The following is a 15,753-nucleotide window of genomic DNA, read 5'->3' as shown; positions in this document are numbered from 1 at the left end:
TCAGGACTCCTCGCCCACGATCTCCTCGCGGATGCGACGCAGGTCCTCGGCGAGCGCCCCCAGCAGGATCCAGTGCTCCGGGTGCGGGGTCACGATGACGAGCGGGGCGGTGAGCGCCGGCAGCTCGTCGGTGATCGGCTCCGGCTCCGGCACCGCGACCGAGGACTGCACAAGCAGCCGCAGGTCGTGCGCCGCCCGGTGCAGCTGCACCGCGATGTCCCCGATCGTCGGCTCGCCCACCAGGTCCTGGTCGTAGAGGTCGTGCACCGTGCGGGTCATGCCGCGGACGCGCGTCACGATGCGGGCGAGCCGCGGAGTGACGGAGTCCAGCGCCAGCAGCCGGTCGCGGTGCGCTGAGCGGCGGGGGTTCAGCCGCAGCGACTCCTCGCCCGTGGCGATGGCCTCCTCCGCCTTGGTCTGCATGGTCTGCAGCAGCCGCGCGTTGATCAGCAGCTCGCTGAGCCGCTCGCGGCCGACCTTCGTCTCGAGCACGTCGGCCAGGTCGTCCAGAGCCGCGGCGAGCTGCGCGGTCAGGTCGCCGACGGCCCGCTCGGCCGGCGCCAGCGTGATCGGCGGGACGATCAGCGCGTTGACGACGATGCCGACCGCCGCGCCGATCAGCGTCTCGAGGATGCGGTCGACGGCGTAGTTCGGCGTCACCGAGCCGACCGAGAGCACGAGCATCGCGCTGATCGGGATCTGCACGGCGGAGGCGGGCGTCAGCCGCACCGCCCAGCCCACGGCGATCGCGGCGACGATCGCCCCGAGGACGATCGCGCTGTCGTCGCCGAAGGCGGTCCCGATCAGCGACCCGACGACCACCCCGATGATCACGCCGACGCTGCGCTCGAGCGCCTTCGAGAACGACTGGTTCACGCTCGGCGCGACCACCAGCAGCGCCGCGATGGCGCCGAAGACGGGCAGCGTCCCGGGGAAGATCAGGGCGGCGATGATCCAGGTGACGACGGTCGCCGCCGCCGTCTTGACCAGCTGCAGCACCGGCGGCCGCGTGTCCACGGTGAAGCTGGACGTGAGGCGCATGGCTCCACGGTAGCCGCGGCGTGCGGGCGCGGTCACCGCTCGGGCGCCGCCTCGATGCTCGCGAGCACCGCCCGCAGGCCCCGGGCGGCGTCGTCGCGGAGCGCGTCCGGCACCGCGGCGAGCAGCTCCCGCTCCACCTCGAGCACTTCGGGGAAGGCGGCGTCGACCAGCGCGGTCCCCTCGGCGGTCAGCGCGATCAGCGCGCCGCGCCCGTCCGCCGGGTTCGCGGTCCGCAGCACCAGCCCGCGGCGCTCGAGCGCGTGCAGCCGCTTCGTCACCGCAGGGGCGGAGGCGAGGCCGATCGTCCGCAGCGTCGTCGGCGACTGCGGCGCGGCGAGCCGGCGCAGCGTCGTCAGCACATCGAACTCGCCGCGGGTCAGCTCGAAGACGGCGAGCCGCTCCTCGGTCGCCCGCACGAGCAGGGCGGAGGCGCGGATCAGCCGCCCGGCGACATCGACCGCCGAGGTGTCCAGCTCGGGCCGCAGCCGGCGCCAGCCCGCGCGGATCTCGTCGACGGCGTCCGGAGCCGCGTCGTGGTCCGGATGCGACGAGTCGCTCGACAGAAGATGATTCACGAGTAAAGTATATCTGGTTCACCCGTGAACGACCTCTCCGGCCGCTGCCGCTCGGATCCGCCCGCCGACCCGAGGACTCCGATGCCCGCCACCCCCTCCCTCCGCAGCGCCCTGCCGCACCCCCGCGAGCTCGTCGCCTTCGGCCCGCACGACGGCGCGCACCGCGTCGCCCTGCGCGCCGGGATCTCGATGGCGGTGCCGCTCCTCCTCCTCTGGGTCTTCGGCCGCACCGACCTCGCCCTCTACGCCACCTTCGGCGCCTTCACCGCGCTCTACGGCCGCCGGCACACCCACCGCCCGCGCCTGCTGATGCAGGCCTCGGCCGCCGCCTACCTCGTGGCGATGGTGACGATCGGCAGCGCCGTCGCCCTGTCGCCGCAGCGCGACTGGCTGATCATCCCGGTGGTCACCCTCTCCGCCGCCGGCGCCGCCTATCTCAGCGACGCCCTGCACTGGCACCCGCCCGGCCCGCTCTTCCCGGTGTTCGCCGTCACCGCCTGCGCGTCGGTGCCCGTCGAGGCGACGCGGATCCCGGAGGCATTCGCCCTCGCCGCCGCCTCCGCCGCCTTCTCGCTGCTCATCGGAGTGAGCGGGATCGCCGCCCCGCGCGCCCGGCTGCTGCCCGCGACGCCGTGGCGACCCTCCTTCCGCGCCGCCGCCGTCCGCTCCACGACCCGCGCCGGGATGCTCCGCTTCGGCGCCGTCGTGCTGATCGCCGGCGCGATCCCCACCGCGACCGGCCTCGGCCACCCCTACTGGGCGATGGTCTCCGCCGTCGCGGCGGTCTCGGGCGCCGACGCGACCGCCCGCCTCGTCCGCGCCGGCCACCGGATGCTCGGCACCGTCATCGGCGTCGCGATCGCCGCCGCGCTGCTCGCCCTGCCGCTGTCCCCGCTGGCCACGATCGGTGTCGTCGTGCTGCTGCAGATGCTCGCCGAGCTCGTCGTCGGCCGCAACTACGGCCTGACCCTCGCCCTGATCACCCCGCTCGCGATCCTGATGGTCGAGCTCGCCCACCACACCGACGAGTTCGTCCTCCTGCGCGACCGCGCCCTCGAGACCGCGATCGGCGTCGCCGTGGGCGTGGCCGCCACCCTGCTGTCCCACGCGGTCGCCACCCGCACGCCCCGGGGAACTACCGCCACCCGCTGACCGGCCGCTCGCCCGCATCCCGCGTCGCCCCACTCCAGATCTGCTCCAGATCGTGACAGAATCTGGAGCAACGAGAGGTGGGTGTGACGGTGAAGGTCCCCATGCCGCCCCCCGACTGGGCCGCGATCCTGCACGGCGAAGGGCGAGATCGGATCTTCTCGGCGATGGTCGGCGCCGATCTCGACGACAGCGCCTACCTGCCCTGGGACAAGGTCCGCTACCGGACCCCTCCCGCCGGCCTCACCGCCCAGGAATTCTGGGCGGCGCTCAAGCTCCGTCGTCAGTCCGGGCTGCGCACGGTCTCTCTCCTCTCGAAGGGCGGCAAGGCCTTCTCTTACACGCTCACCGATCACCTCCTCCGGAGGTGCGAGGAGATCGCGGCCCGCGCGAGCGGCACGATCTCGATGCCCGAGCTCGCCGTCTCCCAGGGCGATCGAGACCGGTACGTCGTCAGCTCCCTCATCGAAGAGGCGATCACCTCCAGTCAGCTGGAGGGCGCCTCCACCTCGCGCCGCGTGGCCAAGGAGATGCTCGTCTCCGGTCGCCGTCCCGTTACGAGGAGCGAGCGCATGATCCTGAACAACTATCGCGCCATGGAGCGCATCCGCGAGGTGACCGAGGAGCGGCTCACCCCGGAGCTCGTCCTCGAGCTGCACCGCATCGTGACCGATGGCACGCTCGACGACCCCGAGGACGCCGGACGCCTCCAGCAGGAGAGCGACGAGCGCGTCCGCATCTTCGGCGACGACGACCAGATCCTGCATGTGCCGCCGCCGGCCGCCGAGCTCGCCGATCGGCTCCAGGCGCTCTGCCGTTTCGCGAACGGCGAGGACGGCGACACGGCCTATCTTCCCGCTCCGCTCCGCTCGATCGTCCTGCACTTCATGGTCGGCTACGACCACTACTTCGCCGACGGCAACGGCCGGACCGCGCGGATCCTCTTCTACTGGAGCATGCTCCGGCAGGGCTACTGGGTGACGGAGTACCTCACCGTCTCCCGGATCCTCAAGAACGCTCCCGCCCGTTACGCAGGCGCTTACCTGCTCACCGAGGACGACGACGGCGATCTCTCGTACTTCCTCACCTTCCATGTCGACGTCTGCACGCGAGCGCTCGACGATCTGCAGAGACACCTGCAGCGCAAGAGCGCTGAACTTCGGGACATGAGAGCCCTGCTCGATCGCCGTTCGAACGACTTCAATCCTCGCCAGCTCGCCGCATTGGAGTCGGCACTCCGCGATCCGCAGTCGGAGTTCACGGTGCACGGGCACGCCACCACCCATCGCATCTCAGGAGAGACCGCTCGAGTCGATCTCCTCGGCCTCGAGGAAGCGGGGCTGTTCGTGCGCTCCCGACGGAGCAAGAGCTACGTCTGGCGCCCCGCCGGGGACGCGGGGCGCGTGGTCGAGATCGCTGCGGACGAATGACCGCTCGCTCCACCGTTCGATCCGGATCCCGGCGGGTCGGAGCCTCGCTCCCTCACCCGGGCACGACGGAACCCCCGGTCGGCTCGCGCTGACCGGGGGTTCCACGGCGGGGGTCGGCGGGCGCCGGACCCGGTGGGCCCGCCCGCCCCCGCACGAGGCGCGGAGTCGCGCGGCGGTTTCCCCCCACCGCGCGACCCTCACGCCTCAGCTAGGCGACGAAGCTCCACTTCTGGTGGTTGCCTCCGTTGCAGGACCAGGTGCCGAGCTGACGACCCGCGGTCGTGCTCTCGTCGGGCACGTCGAGGCAGGCGCCGCTCGCGCGGTTGACGATCGTCTGACCGCTCACCTGCCACTGCGTCGTCTGCCCGGACGTGCAGGGCGCCTGCACCAGCGCACCGCCGGAGCCCGAGGTCCCGGACTGCGCGAGGCAGAGCCCGCTGTGCTGCGTCTGGAACTGCACGGAGCCACCGGCTGACGCCCGGGCGAACACGGCGTTCGACCCGTTGCCGCAGGTCCACTGGACCACCTTCGAGCCGGTCGCGGTCGAGTCGTCCGCGACGTTCACGCAGAGTCCGCTCGACGCCGACTTGATCGTCGACCGCGGCAGCGCCGGAGCGGCGTTCACCGTTCCCGCCGCCGTGTCGATGACGACCCCGTCCACCTCGGGCATGGCGACCGAGGTGTTCGACGGGAACTGCAGTGGCTGCCAGACGTAGCTGGAGTCGTTGACCGCTCCGTTGTTCGCGCCCGCCCAGCGGTCGCCCATGTAGAGGTAGGACGTGCCGGCGGTGCCGCTGATCGTCGCGACGTAGGTCGGCTGCGAGCGGTTGCCGGTCGGCCCGCCGAAGTCGGTCGGCGTCGACCACGGCCCGGTGATCTTCGTGGCCGTGGAGTACTTGTTCTGGTTCGGGCTCCAGCCGGTGGTCCCGGAGGAGAGCGCGAAGTAGACGCCGTTGCGCTTGAAGACGGTCGGCGCCTCACGCGACTGGTTCTCCCAGTGCAGCCCCTGGAACGACTCGACGTTCGTGTACGACGCGTTGAGCTTGAAGATCGCCGTCGACGCGTTCGTGGTGGGGATGGCCGTCGACGAGAAGAGGTACGCCGACCCGTCGTCGTCCTGGTACACCGTCATGTCGCGCGACTCGTAGCCCTGCGGCCGGAAGCTGCCCTGGTAGGCGTAGGAGCCGTCGATCGTGCTCGAGGTCGCGACCGCGACCCGGCCCTCCCAGTAGTTCTGCCCGTTCTCCCAGTGCATCCAGAGCACGTACTTCTGCGTCGCCGCGTTGTACACGAGCTTCGGCCGCTCGATGGTGGAGACGTTCAGCTCCGGCGCCGAGTTCTTGGTGAGGATGTCGCCGCGGAACTCCCAGTTCTTGAAGTCGGTGGAGCGGTAGAGCGGAACCGAGATGAAGCGGTTGTCCGCGTCGGTGCTCTGACCGACCCAGTAGTAGTACTGCCCGACCTTGAGCAGCCCCGCGCCGTGCCCGTGGATCGGCTGGCCCTGGGTGGTGAGGAACTGCGTGCCGTTCGTGACGGTCTGCGGCGCCGCCGTCGCGGGCGCCAGGCCCGAGACCGCGACCAGCGCCGCCGTGGCGAGCGCCATGAGCGCCAGCCGGATCCGTCCTCGTCGTTTCGTCATTGAAACTCTCCTTCTAGTTGAGGGTCATCGAGGGGACGACCCACGTGGTGGTCGACATCGCGGGAGCGGATGCCGTGAACCGGTTGCCGGCGAGCGCGGCGGAGGGCAGCGCCGCGAGGTCCTGGGAGCCACTGGTGCGCACCCCCGAGGCGGTCGCGGTGGCGGGAGCGAAGCGGCTGAGGTCGTAGGTGACCGTCGCCGGCGTCGAGGTGTTGTTGACCGTGACCAGCACGACGCGCCGGCCGGCCTCGTCGTGGAAGGCGACGGTGTCGTTGTCGCTCACGCCGATCACCCGGTAGCCTCGGCGGATGTAGCGGCTCCACTGCGCCATCGCCCAGAACTTCTTGTTCCGGGTGTAGCTCGACAGGTCGGCCGAGGCGTTGTTGAGGTCGGTGTCGAGCATCCCCCAGCCGCCGGAGTCGACCGCCTGCCAGTAGGCGAACGCGCTCGCGCCGAGCCACTTCACGTCCCAGAGGATGTTCTGCGAGAGGGTCATGCCGCTCGCGTCGCCGTTGCCGTGCTCGGAGTCCCAGATCCGCCCGCCGCGCGCGGCCGTCTTGAAGCCGGTCCGGTCCGAGCCCTCGTAGCTGTGCACGTTGTACTGGCCGACGAGCCCGCGGGTCTGCGCGGACCAGCTGTTCACCGTGTCGCGGCCGACGTCGATGCTCGTCTCGTCCGACGCCGCGATCCGCGTCGGGGACCCCTGCCGCGCGAGCTCGTCCGCCAGGGCCTTCAGCATCGTCGCCTGGTTGGCCGGGAGCATCCGGTTGCCCTCCTGGCGGTTGCCGAAGCTCCAGTAGGCGGCGCTCGGCTCGTTCACCGGCGACAGCGTGCGGAAGGGCACACCCCAGGTCGTGCGGAAGCGCTCGTTGACCGTCACGAGGTACCGGGCGAAGGCCTCGTAGCTGTCGGTGCGCAGGTTCTCGGCGGCGTTCCTGCCGCCGGTGACACTGCCCGAGATCGTCATCCACCAGGGTGGCGAGTTCGCGAACGACTCGGCGAGGAACTCACTCGCCGGGATCCGCGACTTGGCGGCCTGGAGGAACCAGCGCTGGTTCGGGTCCGCCGACCAGTCGTAGGCCGCCGTGGCGGAGGCGAGATAGCCGGGGATGCGGGCGCGCAGGTCCATGTGCCCGGGGTAGGCCGGGTTCTCGCCGCCGCCGATGTTGTAGCGGACGATGTTCAGCCCGAGACCCTTGTCGCGGTCGAAGAGCAGATCGGCGTAGGTGTCGCGCACCGCCTGCGTGCCGCCGATGCGGTGCGCGAACCAGCAGAGCGCCGTGCCGAAGCCCTCCCACACGGGTCCGCGCTGCCCGGGGTCGACGACCGCGGTGCCGGTGGCGGCGTGCGCGGGTGCCGCGCCCGACCCGGCGACCGCCGTGACCGCGCCCGTGAGCGCCGCCGTGCCTGCGAGGGCGAGAAGCCCTCTCCTGTCCATCTTCATGGGTACCTCCTTGTACCTGTGGTGCTCGTGCCGCGGCGCCTGATCGGCATCTCCCCCGCACGGATGTCCACGTCAACATCACTCCGGCGAACGTAGCATGGCAGCGCAACCATCTCCAGCACGATGCGCGCCACCACCGGCAGAAGCCTCGGACGGGGGTCACCCACATCTCCGCGTGAGGGTCGTCGCCCCGAGTGCCAGGAGCGACGCACCCGGGAACGACAGAACCCCCGGTCGGCTCTCGCTGACTCGGGGGTTCTGACTGGCGGTACCGATCGGGCTCGCCGCGGTGCATGTCGGCTCAGGTCGCCGGTCTAGTCGACCTCGCTACCCCTCACCGCTGAGACGACGAGCGCACCAGAGCTGATCACCGCAGGGACGAAGCCGAGCAATGACTCCGCTGGGAAGCCCTGCACGATGAGCACGACACCGGCCGCGAGGCCTACGACAGCGAGGAGCTGCGACCCGATCGCTCCGACGATCACACCGACGGATTCCGCCCTCGTGAGCCGAGTCAGCGCTCCCGCGCGAGCATGTTCATTCGCGACATGCGCATCGACGATCTTCTCGGCACTGCCCGGAACGACGCGCTCGTATCCCTCGATCATCGCGACCGGAGGGAGAGGACCTCGAAACGATCGGCTTCGAGCGATCGCCTCTACCGTGCCGGAGCGCTCAGATTCTTCTTCGATTTCGGCGTCGAGCGTTCCATGGATGAGACCTCGGTCGGCGTCGGGTGACCAAGCACCTTCTTCATCTCGCCCAGGCGCCGTCTGTCGCCCGTCATTCCCACGAATGCTCCATGGGCCAGGCCCCTCATCGCTGCTCGAGCTGTCGGTGTCATCTGGCAGACCTACGTCCTCCGCCGGGCGAGAAGGAGCTCTCGCCACGTCATCGACCGAGAGCCTAGGCAGGTGACGCACCGGGGGCACGGGAGGCGCGTTTCCTCTGTCGCTCCGCGTCACCGGCCCCCTCCTCGAGAGCTTGACAGCTGCCGCCATCCGCCTCCGCCGACGGTGACGCGCGGGCCGGGAACGACAGAACCCCCGGTCGGCTCTCGCTGACTCGGGGGTTCTGACTGGCGGTACCGGTGGGATTTGAACCCACGGTGGACGCAAGCCCACACATGTTTTCGAGACATGCTCCTTCGGCCGCTCGGACACGGTACCGAGGACGAGTGTACGCGAGGCTCCGGAATCCCGCCAATCGGCGCGGGAACCGCGGCCGAGCGCGGGCGTGCGGCCGTCGCCGAGGCGTCAGGCGGGCTCGGGCAGGAGGAAGGCGAGCACCCGGTCCCACTCGGAGACGGCGAGCAGATGGCCTCGGCCGGGCACGACCTCGAGGCGCGAGTCCGGCAGGCGGGCGGCGTACCACTCGCCGTGCTGGCGGCCGACGGTCGCGTCCTCGCCGCCGTAGAGGAGGAGCGCCGGGGCGTCGACGGTCTCGACCGCGAAGCCCCACTCCTGGAGGGTGTAGCCGACGATGTCCGCGGCCTGGCCGAGGTTGCCCTGGGCGACGGCGCGCTCGAGCATCGCCAGGAGCCGCTCGCGGACGCCGGGCGCCTCGAGCACGTCCTCGTCGGCGGCGTCCGCTCCGAGCACGCCGAGCAGCGACTCGGGGGTGGGTGACGGGCCGAACGCCGCGTCGAGCGCGGCGGCGAGGGAGCGGACGGCCTCGTCCACCGGCAGCTCGCGCAGCTGCTCGAGCATCGCCCGGTTCTGCTCGCCGACCCACGGCACGGCGTCATCGGGCGCGGGAGTGCCGAGGACGGCGACGCGCCCGACCAGGCCCGGGTAGTTGGCCGAGAGGGCGAGGGCGACGCGGCCGCCCGCCGACCAGCCGGCCGCGGTGACGGAGGCGATGCCCGCGGTGGCCAGGTACTCGGCGATGTCGGCGGCGGCCTGCTCCGGACTCGCCCCGGCGCCGGCGCCGGCGGGATCGACGTCGGTCAGCAGCTCCGAGGCACCGTAGCCGGGGCGGTCGAACGAGAGCAGCCGCACGCCGTGTCGGGCGGTGGCCGCGGGGTCGGGGTCGAGACCGGCGGCGCCGGGTGCGGGGTGCGCGAGCACGACGACGTGCTCGGCGTCCTCCGGGCCGACCCAGGCGACTCCGAGCGCGCGGCCGGACTTGAGCGTGTGCACCGTCGAGGTCATGGGCCCAGTCTCCCGCAGACGACCGACACCGCCCGCGCGCCGCTCTGGTGCCGCCAGGACTCCTCCCCCACCGGGACGCCCGCCCGGCTGTCCACCGATCGGGCGCGGCGCGTCCGGGTGTCGGCGGTGCCCGCTAGGGTCGAAGACACGTTCGAAGGAACGCTCCGATGTCGGAGACCGGCCGTAGCGTCGCCGGTGCTCCCTCGCTCCACCACTGCCCCGCACTCCACCACTGCCCCGCACTCCCCCGGCCCGGAAGGACCCCATGGCCTCCTCGAAGACGCGCACCGCCGCCTACCGCTGCTCCGAGTGCGGCTGGACGACCGCGAAGTGGGTCGGCCGCTGCGGCGAGTGCCAGCAGTGGGGCTCCGTGATCGAGAGCACCGAGCGCACCGGCCTCGTCCGGGCGGTCGCGGCCGTCGCCCCCACCGCGGCGCGGCTCGCCAAGCCGATCACGCAGATCGAGACCACCTCCGCGGCGCACCGGCCCACCGGCGTGGGCGAGCTCGATCGGGTGCTCGGCGGCGGCATCGTCAACGGCGCCGTCGTCCTCCTCTCCGGCGAGCCCGGCGTCGGCAAGTCGACGCTGCTGCTCGAGGTCGCCTCCCGCGCCGCCGCCGAGGGCCAGCGCGTCCTCTACGTCAGCGCGGAGGAGTCCGCCGCCCAGGTGCGGATGCGGGCCGAGCGCACCGGCGCCATGCACGACAGCCTCTTCCTCGCCGCCGAGACCGACCTCGCCACCGTCCTCGGCCAGATCGACGAGGTCCGCCCGGACCTCCTGATCGTCGACTCGGTGCAGACCGTCGCGAGCGACACGGTGGACGGTCTGCCCGGCGGTCCGAGCCAGGTCCGCGAGGTCGCCGCGACGCTGATCCGCGTCTGCAAGGAGCGCGCCCTCCCCCTCGTGCTCGTCGGCCACGTCACCAAGGACGGCTCGATCGCCGGCCCGCGCCTGCTCGAGCACCTCGTCGACGTCGTCTGCCACTTCGAGGGCGACCGCCAGACGGCGCTGCGCTTCGTCCGCTCCCTCAAGAACCGCTTCGGCCCGACCGACGAGGTCGGCTGCTTCGAGATGACCGCCGAGGGCATCGCCGAGATCCCCGACCCCAGCGGCCTCTTCCTCAGCCGCACCCGCTTCCCCACCCCGGGCATCTGCGTCACGGTCGCGATGGAGGGGCGCCGCGCCCTGCCCGTCGAGATCCAGGCCCTCGTCATCGCGAACGACGGCGACCACCCGCGCCGGGTGACCAACGGCGTGGACGCCTCCCGCGTCGCGATGATCCTCGCGGTGCTCGAGCGCCAGGCCGGCATCCCGCTCCGCCGCTGCGACGTCTACGTCTCGACGGTCGGCGGCGTGAAGCTGATGGAGCCGGCCGCCGACCTCGCCATCGCCGTCGCGATCGCCTCGGCCCACGCCTACACGCCGCTGCGCCCCGGCATCGCGGCCTTCGGCGAGATCAGCCTCTCCGGCGACATCCGCCCGGCGTCCGGCGCGAAGCAGCGCGCCAACGAGGCCACCCGGCTCGGCCACCCCTCCCACCTGGACTCGAGCGCCTTCACCCTCTCGAGCGCGATCACCCACGCCCTGGTGCCGGTGCCCGCCCGCATCCCCGTCGGCTGACGGGCCCCGCGCCGGACCGCCGCCCTAGGCTGACGCCGTGAGCAGCGACACCGAGCGGGCCGGCACCGACCAGGACCGTCCCGCCACGGACGGAGACTCCGCCCCCGCTTCCGCACCGGCGGTCCGCCGCCGCCGCCGCTTCCCGATCCCCGCCCTGCTCGACCAGGCCTTCTTCGTCCTCGGCGGCGTCGCCGCGACCCTCCTGGCCGTCGTCCTCGTCACCGACGGCGTCCGCTCCGGCTGGGCGCAGATCGGCTTCTACGTCGCCGTCTGGGTCCTCGTCGCCTACCTCGTGCTGCCGCGGCTGCACCGGATCCTCACCCGGCTCTACGTGCCCGACTACTTCATCGGCCGCGCGCGCACCAGCGACGGCCTGCTCGGCGACCCGGTCAACCTCGCCTTCCAGGGCAGCGACGCGCAGCTCGTCCACGCGATGACCTCCTCCGGCTGGACCCGCGCCGACGAGGTCACGGTGCGCAGCAGCCGGCGGATCATCACCGCCACGCTCACCCGCCGCAGCTACCACCGCGCCCCCGTCTCGCCGCTCTTCGTGTTCGGGCGGCAGCAGGACGTCGCGTTCCAGCAGGAGGTCGCCGGCAACCCGGGCAAGCGCCACCACGTGCGCTTCTGGCGCTGCCCCGAGAACTGGTTCCTGCCCGGCGGATTCCCCGTCGAGTGGGTCGCCGCCGGCACCTTCGACCGCAGCGTCGGACTGTCGCTCTTCACGCTCCAGGTCACGCACAAGATCTCCCCCGACACCGACCAGGAGCGCGACCACATCGTGGCGAGCCTCCGCGAGCACCACCCCGAGGTGATGGTCGACGTCATCCAGGACTTCTCCACCGGCTACCACTCCCGGAACGGCGGCGGCGACTCCATCGTCACCGACGGCGATCTGCCGGTCGTCGACCTCCGCGCGATCCTCCTGCCGTCCGGGGCCGCCGAGCGCGACGCGATCGCCCCCGTCGCCGCCACCGAGCTGGCCGGTGCGCTCGGCACCTCGTCCGCCACGGTCCTCCGCCGGCCCGTCACCACGCACGTGGGCGCCCTGATGCTCGTCGCCCGCGGTCTCGCGTACGCTCTCCAGGCCGTGCTGCTGCTCGCCGGCGCCGCCTCGCTCGACGACCTGACCTGGCTCGACGGCGGCACCGCCACCGCGGGCGGCTCCACGCTCGACGAGGCCTCGACCCGGCCGATCGCCGCGGCCCTCCTCGGGGCGGCGACGCTGCTCTGGCTGCTCCTCGGCGCACTCGTGCTCCGCGGCTCCGGGACGGCCCGCCTGCTCGCCCTCTCCTCCAGCCTGCTCAGCACGATCACCGCCTTCGCCGCGGTGCTCCAGGGCGGCGCGGCGATCAGCCTGCAGACCAACCTCGGCAGCGTCGCCTTCGACATCCTCGTGCTGCTCGCCCTCTCGAGCCGCAGCTCCCGCGACTACGCGGCCGCGAAGAGCCGGCTCCGCGCCGACCGCCGCGCCGAGAGCAGGTCGAGACGGGCCGCGCGCAGCCGGACGGGCTAGACCCCTCCGCCTCCGCCGCCGCCCCCGCCGCCGCCGGAGCTGCCGCCACCACCCGCGCCGCCGCTCGACGAGCTCGACGAGGAGCCGACGAAGCTCGACGCGGACGAGGAGAACGAGGAGATGCTCCCCGCGAACGCCGCGGCGTGGAACCCCGTCGTCCCCGAGTACCAGACCGGGCTCTCGCCGGTCTGCTCGTAGGCGGTCGCGAGCGCCGCCGACCACTCCTTCTCCAGCCCGAGGAGCACCGCCCACGGCAGCAGCCGCTCGGTCACCTCGACGACCTCGACCGGACCGACGCTGCGCCGGTCGGCACCGCGGGGCGACTGCAGCATCGCGAACCGGTCCGCCTCCGCCAGCCGCAGGTACAGCTCGAGACCCTTCAGGTGATCCCGCAGCTCCGCGCCCGCGGCGGTCAACGGCACCTTCGCGAGCAGGACGCAGACCAGCGCCCCCACGACCAGCGCTGAGAGGAGCAGCACGATCGGCAGCGCCCCGCCGAGCGCCGCCCCGAGCAGCAGCGCTCCGGACAGCACGACGCCGACGACGGCGACCACCGCGAGCACGACCAGGAGCACGGAGCCGCGCACCGTCCCGGAGCGCCGCAGTCCCTCCTCCACGACCTGCGCGGACATCACCGTCTGGAAGGACGACACCGCCTTCCCGAACTCCTTGTCCTTCCCGCTCAGATCGCGGACGGCGCCCGGCGCGGGCGAGGGCCCGAACGCGATGTCGAAGAACTCGCGGTCGACGGGAGGGACGACCCGCGGTCGCCCGGCCCGTCGCGGCGCGGCCGTCGCCGGATCGAGCACGCGGAGGAGGAAGCCGGGCTTCCTCCCCGAGTCCTTCTCCTCGACCCGGACCAGCCCGCGGACCGCCGCGTCGAGCAGCGCCGCGGCCGGAGCGCGCGAGGACCGCCCGCGCAGCGCCGCCGAGAGGAAGAGCCCCTGCGCGGGCGGCTCGTACTCGGCGATCACCGTCGGGCGCCCCGGAGCATCGCGCAGCACCGTGGCACGCCGTCGGATCGCCGCGACGAGCACGCCGAGCAGCACGAGCATCGACGCCAGCTGCACCCAGGCCCAGCCCGAGGCGAAGTAGCCGTCGTCGCGCGGCGTGAAGGTCCCCGGCGCGAAGCCGACCGCGACCGTCACGTTCTCGTACGCCGCCAGGTCGGTCCCGCTCGCGGTCACCACGGCGCCGTCGCGGCCGATCGAGCAGCCGTCGGTGGAGCCGGCCGCGCCGCGGTAGCAGGACTCGGTCCCGGTCGCCGCCTCGGCCAGGCCGCCGGTGAGCCGGATCCGGACGTCGTAGCGGTCGAAGGGCTGCCGCCACTGCGTGCCGTTCGCGTCCCAGTAGAACTCGTCCTCGCCGCTCCTCGTGCCGGAGCCGGGCAGCGTCACGTCGTGCTGGGTGTAGGTGAAGACGTAGGTCTGGCTGCCGCTGACGAAGCCGTCCGCGGCGCTCGTCACGAGGAGGATCCCGTCCTCGGTCTCGGTGTCGACGGGCCGGGCCCGCCCCGTCTCGTCCGTCACCGACACCAGGTCCACGCCGGTCGGGTAGCCCTGGTACTGGAGCGGGATCGCCCGCTGCATCCCGCGGTTCTGGTCCTCGGGGAACTCCGCGACGAACGTCTCGACCGTCGTCAGCGTCGAGCGCCCCTCGGCGTCGCGGCCGAGGTCGTAGTCGACGGCGTAGCGGGAGAAGCGGAAGTCGTCGACGCCGCGTGCTGGTCCGCCGATGGCGGCGGCGCCGACAGCAGCGGCGGCGACCGGCTCGCCCCCGCGGCCCGCGGGCAGGGGCCCCGCCGCCGCCGTGGGCGCCCCCGCCAGCGCGGCCGCGAGCAGCATCCCCGCCGCTCCCGCGGACAGCCCGGATCCGCGCGCTCCGGAGCCCCGCCCCCTCGGCGTGATCGCGGACAGGAGCCGGCGGAGCGTCCTCATCATGTCCGTGAGCGTACGCGCGCGTGTTCCGCGCCACCTCCCCCTGAAGGGCGACAGGCGGGACGGACTACTGCAGCAGGAACTGCGTCGTCGACCCCGACGGGATGCCCGCGACGGAGACCGACAGGTTGTACGCCGCGCCGCCCCCCTCGACCGCCTCGCGCCCGCCGGAGCAGGTGTCCGGCGAGGAGCGGGTGCGGTCCCAGGTGATCGCGCTGCCCGTGACCGAGGTGCCGGCCTGGAGCAGGATCTCCAGGGAGGACCCGTTCGTCTGGCAGTCGGTCGAGGTCCAGACCGGGTCGGACCCGCTGGTGATCGTGAAGACCTGTCCGCTCGTCCCGGCGTCGATCACGCAGTCGGTGCTCGAGATGTTCGCGAGCGAGAGCGAGAGCTGCGGCGCCTCGTCGGGCCCGTAGCTCGTCGCATCGGTGACGGCCGTGACCGCGACGGTGTCCGCGGTGCAGGCGGCGGCGTCGGCGGGCGGCGAGCCCTCCGGCGCGGTGGAGGGGTAAAGCGTCGGCAGCGCTGAGGCCGTCGGGCTCGCGCTCTCGGCCGTCCCGCGCGCGCCCGCCCACGGCTGCAGCGAGACCAGCGCGGCGATCCCGGCGATGATCACCAGGAGCGCGAGCAGCAGGCCCGCTCTGCGCCGCCGGTAGACCCGGGAGGGCAGGCGGCGGGGAGGCGGAGTCACCGACACAGGCTACGACGCGCGAGCGCTCAGAGCGTCTTGAGCATGCGGGTGTTGCCGAGCGTGTTCGGCTTCACCCGGGCGAGGTCGAGGAACTCGGCGACGCCCTCGTCGGGAGAGCGGAGCAGCTCGGCGTACACCTCGGGGTCGACGACCTTCTCGCCGATCGGCGCGTAGCCGTGGCGCTCGAAGAAGCCGACCTCGAAGGTCAGGCAGAACAAGCGCTTCAGCCCGAGCTCGCGCGCGTCGTTCTCGAGGCGCTCCAGGATGTGGTGGCCCACGCCCCGGCCGAGCCAGTCCTTCGCGACGGCGAGGGTGCGCACCTCCGCGATGTCGTCCCACATCACGTGCAGCGCGCCGCAGCCGATGGCGGTGCCGTCCCCGGACTCGGCGATGCGGAACTCCTGCACGGCGCCGTAGAGCACCACGCGGTCCTTGCCGAGGAGGATGCGCTCGTTGACGAGCGGCTCGCTGAGCTCCTGGATGAAGGGGACGTCGCTCGTGCGCGCGCGGCGCACCGGGTACTTCCAATCGGCCATCCGACAAGCGTACGGCCGAAC

13 protein-coding genes and 1 tRNA gene are annotated in these 15,753 nt (G+C 72.5%); 5 read left to right on the top strand and 9 right to left on the bottom strand.

What is annotated here, in order from left to right; all coding sequences use genetic code 11:
- Positions 1-1,041, bottom strand: a complete 1,041-nt coding sequence (locus tag EDF35_RS14815; protein WP_123732706.1) for an FUSC family protein — start codon at positions 1,039-1,041, stop codon at positions 1-3.
- Between the two features lie 32 nt (positions 1,042-1,073).
- On the bottom strand, positions 1,074-1,616 hold the full coding sequence (locus EDF35_RS14810) for a MarR family transcriptional regulator (protein ID WP_133962885.1): 543 nt from the start codon (positions 1,614-1,616) through the stop codon (positions 1,074-1,076).
- 81 nt (positions 1,617-1,697) lie between these two features.
- Between EDF35_RS14810 and EDF35_RS14805 the strand changes: the two genes are divergently transcribed.
- Together EDF35_RS14805 and EDF35_RS14800 are read left to right on the top strand one after the other, a co-directional pair.
- Positions 1,698-2,768: an FUSC family protein gene (locus EDF35_RS14805; protein WP_133962884.1), complete on the top strand. Its 1,071-nt coding sequence runs from the start codon at positions 1,698-1,700 to the stop codon at positions 2,766-2,768.
- 101 nt (positions 2,769-2,869) lie between these two features.
- Entirely contained in the window at positions 2,870-4,195 is a 1,326-nt protein-coding gene (locus EDF35_RS14800) for a Fic family protein (protein WP_243839999.1), read from the top strand.
- Between the two features lie 208 nt (positions 4,196-4,403).
- Here the strand turns inward: EDF35_RS14800 and EDF35_RS14795 are convergent, their stop codons facing one another.
- The gene (locus EDF35_RS14795; protein ID WP_208323078.1) at positions 4,404-5,834 is read right to left on the bottom strand and encodes an RICIN domain-containing protein; all 1,431 of its coding nucleotides are present in this window, start codon (positions 5,832-5,834) and stop codon (positions 4,404-4,406) included.
- 13 nt (positions 5,835-5,847) lie between these two features.
- A complete protein-coding gene (locus tag EDF35_RS14790; RefSeq protein ID WP_133962883.1) occupies positions 5,848-7,278 on the bottom strand; it encodes a glycoside hydrolase in 1,431 nt (476 codons plus the stop codon).
- 548 nt (positions 7,279-7,826) lie between these two features.
- On the opposite strand from EDF35_RS14790, the gene EDF35_RS14785 reads away from it, so the two are divergent.
- Positions 7,827-8,018, top strand: a complete 192-nt coding sequence (locus EDF35_RS14785; RefSeq protein WP_133962882.1) for a hypothetical protein — start codon at positions 7,827-7,829, stop codon at positions 8,016-8,018.
- Between the two features lie 339 nt (positions 8,019-8,357).
- Here the strand turns inward: EDF35_RS14785 and EDF35_RS14780 are convergent.
- A tRNA-Ser gene (locus EDF35_RS14780) sits at positions 8,358-8,447 on the bottom strand.
- A gap of 87 nt (positions 8,448-8,534) precedes the next feature.
- A complete protein-coding gene (locus EDF35_RS14775) occupies positions 8,535-9,431 on the bottom strand; it encodes an alpha/beta hydrolase (protein ID WP_133962881.1) in 897 nt (298 codons plus the stop codon).
- A gap of 265 nt (positions 9,432-9,696) precedes the next feature.
- On the opposite strand from EDF35_RS14775, the gene radA reads away from it, so the two are divergent.
- The gene (gene radA / locus EDF35_RS14770; RefSeq protein ID WP_123705510.1) at positions 9,697-11,052 is read left to right on the top strand and encodes a DNA repair protein RadA; all 1,356 of its coding nucleotides are present in this window, start codon (positions 9,697-9,699) and stop codon (positions 11,050-11,052) included.
- A gap of 37 nt (positions 11,053-11,089) precedes the next feature.
- Positions 11,090-12,568, top strand: a complete 1,479-nt coding sequence (locus tag EDF35_RS14765; protein WP_133962880.1) for an LssY C-terminal domain-containing protein — start codon at positions 11,090-11,092, stop codon at positions 12,566-12,568.
- Here EDF35_RS14765 and EDF35_RS14760 read toward each other — a convergent pair.
- From EDF35_RS14760 to EDF35_RS14750, 3 genes are all read right to left on the bottom strand, one after another.
- Positions 12,565-14,508, bottom strand: coding sequence for a DUF2207 domain-containing protein (locus tag EDF35_RS14760; protein ID WP_133962879.1), 1,944 nt, complete (start codon positions 14,506-14,508; stop codon positions 12,565-12,567). The genes EDF35_RS14765 and EDF35_RS14760 overlap by 4 nt on opposite strands.
- 64 nt (positions 14,509-14,572) lie before the next feature.
- The gene (locus EDF35_RS20880) at positions 14,573-15,196 is read right to left on the bottom strand and encodes a hypothetical protein (RefSeq protein WP_166674124.1); all 624 of its coding nucleotides are present in this window, start codon (positions 15,194-15,196) and stop codon (positions 14,573-14,575) included.
- A 26-nt stretch (positions 15,197-15,222) separates the two neighbouring features.
- Positions 15,223-15,732 (bottom strand): amino-acid N-acetyltransferase, encoded by a 510-nt coding sequence (locus EDF35_RS14750; protein ID WP_123446786.1) that lies wholly within the window; start codon positions 15,730-15,732, stop codon positions 15,223-15,225.
- Positions 15,733-15,753: the final 21 nt, after the last annotated feature.

It is taken from the genome of Rathayibacter sp. PhB151 (genome assembly GCF_004366415.1).
In the GTDB taxonomy this organism is placed as follows: Bacteria; Actinomycetota; Actinomycetes; order Actinomycetales; family Microbacteriaceae; genus Rathayibacter; species Rathayibacter festucae.
Note: the sequence above shows the minus strand (reverse complement) of the source record. Positions and strands in the feature narration are given on the sequence as shown.

Bases quoted from the DNA above. Each gene is read 5' to 3' on its own strand.
- EDF35_RS14815 (WP_123732706.1), bottom strand. From the start codon at position 1,041: ATGCGCCTCACGTCCAGCTTCACCGTGGACACGCGGCCGCCGGTGCTG.
- EDF35_RS14805 (WP_133962884.1), top strand. From the start codon at position 1,698: ATGCCCGCCACCCCCTCCCTCCGCAGCGCCCTGCCGCACCCCCGCGAG.
- EDF35_RS14800 (WP_243839999.1), top strand. From the start codon at position 2,870: ATGCCGCCCCCCGACTGGGCCGCGATCCTGCACGGCGAAGGGCGAGAT.
- EDF35_RS14795 (WP_208323078.1), bottom strand. From the start codon at position 5,834: ATGACGAAACGACGAGGACGGATCCGGCTGGCGCTCATGGCGCTCGCC.
- EDF35_RS14790 (WP_133962883.1), bottom strand. From the start codon at position 7,278: ATGAAGATGGACAGGAGAGGGCTTCTCGCCCTCGCAGGCACGGCGGCG.
- EDF35_RS14785 (WP_133962882.1), top strand. From the start codon at position 7,827: ATGCGCATCGACGATCTTCTCGGCACTGCCCGGAACGACGCGCTCGTA.
- EDF35_RS14775 (WP_133962881.1), bottom strand. From the start codon at position 9,431: ATGACCTCGACGGTGCACACGCTCAAGTCCGGCCGCGCGCTCGGAGTC.
- radA (WP_123705510.1), top strand. From the start codon at position 9,697: ATGGCCTCCTCGAAGACGCGCACCGCCGCCTACCGCTGCTCCGAGTGC.
- EDF35_RS14760 (WP_133962879.1), bottom strand. From the start codon at position 14,508: ATGATGAGGACGCTCCGCCGGCTCCTGTCCGCGATCACGCCGAGGGGG.
- EDF35_RS14750 (WP_123446786.1), bottom strand. From the start codon at position 15,732: ATGGCCGATTGGAAGTACCCGGTGCGCCGCGCGCGCACGAGCGACGTC.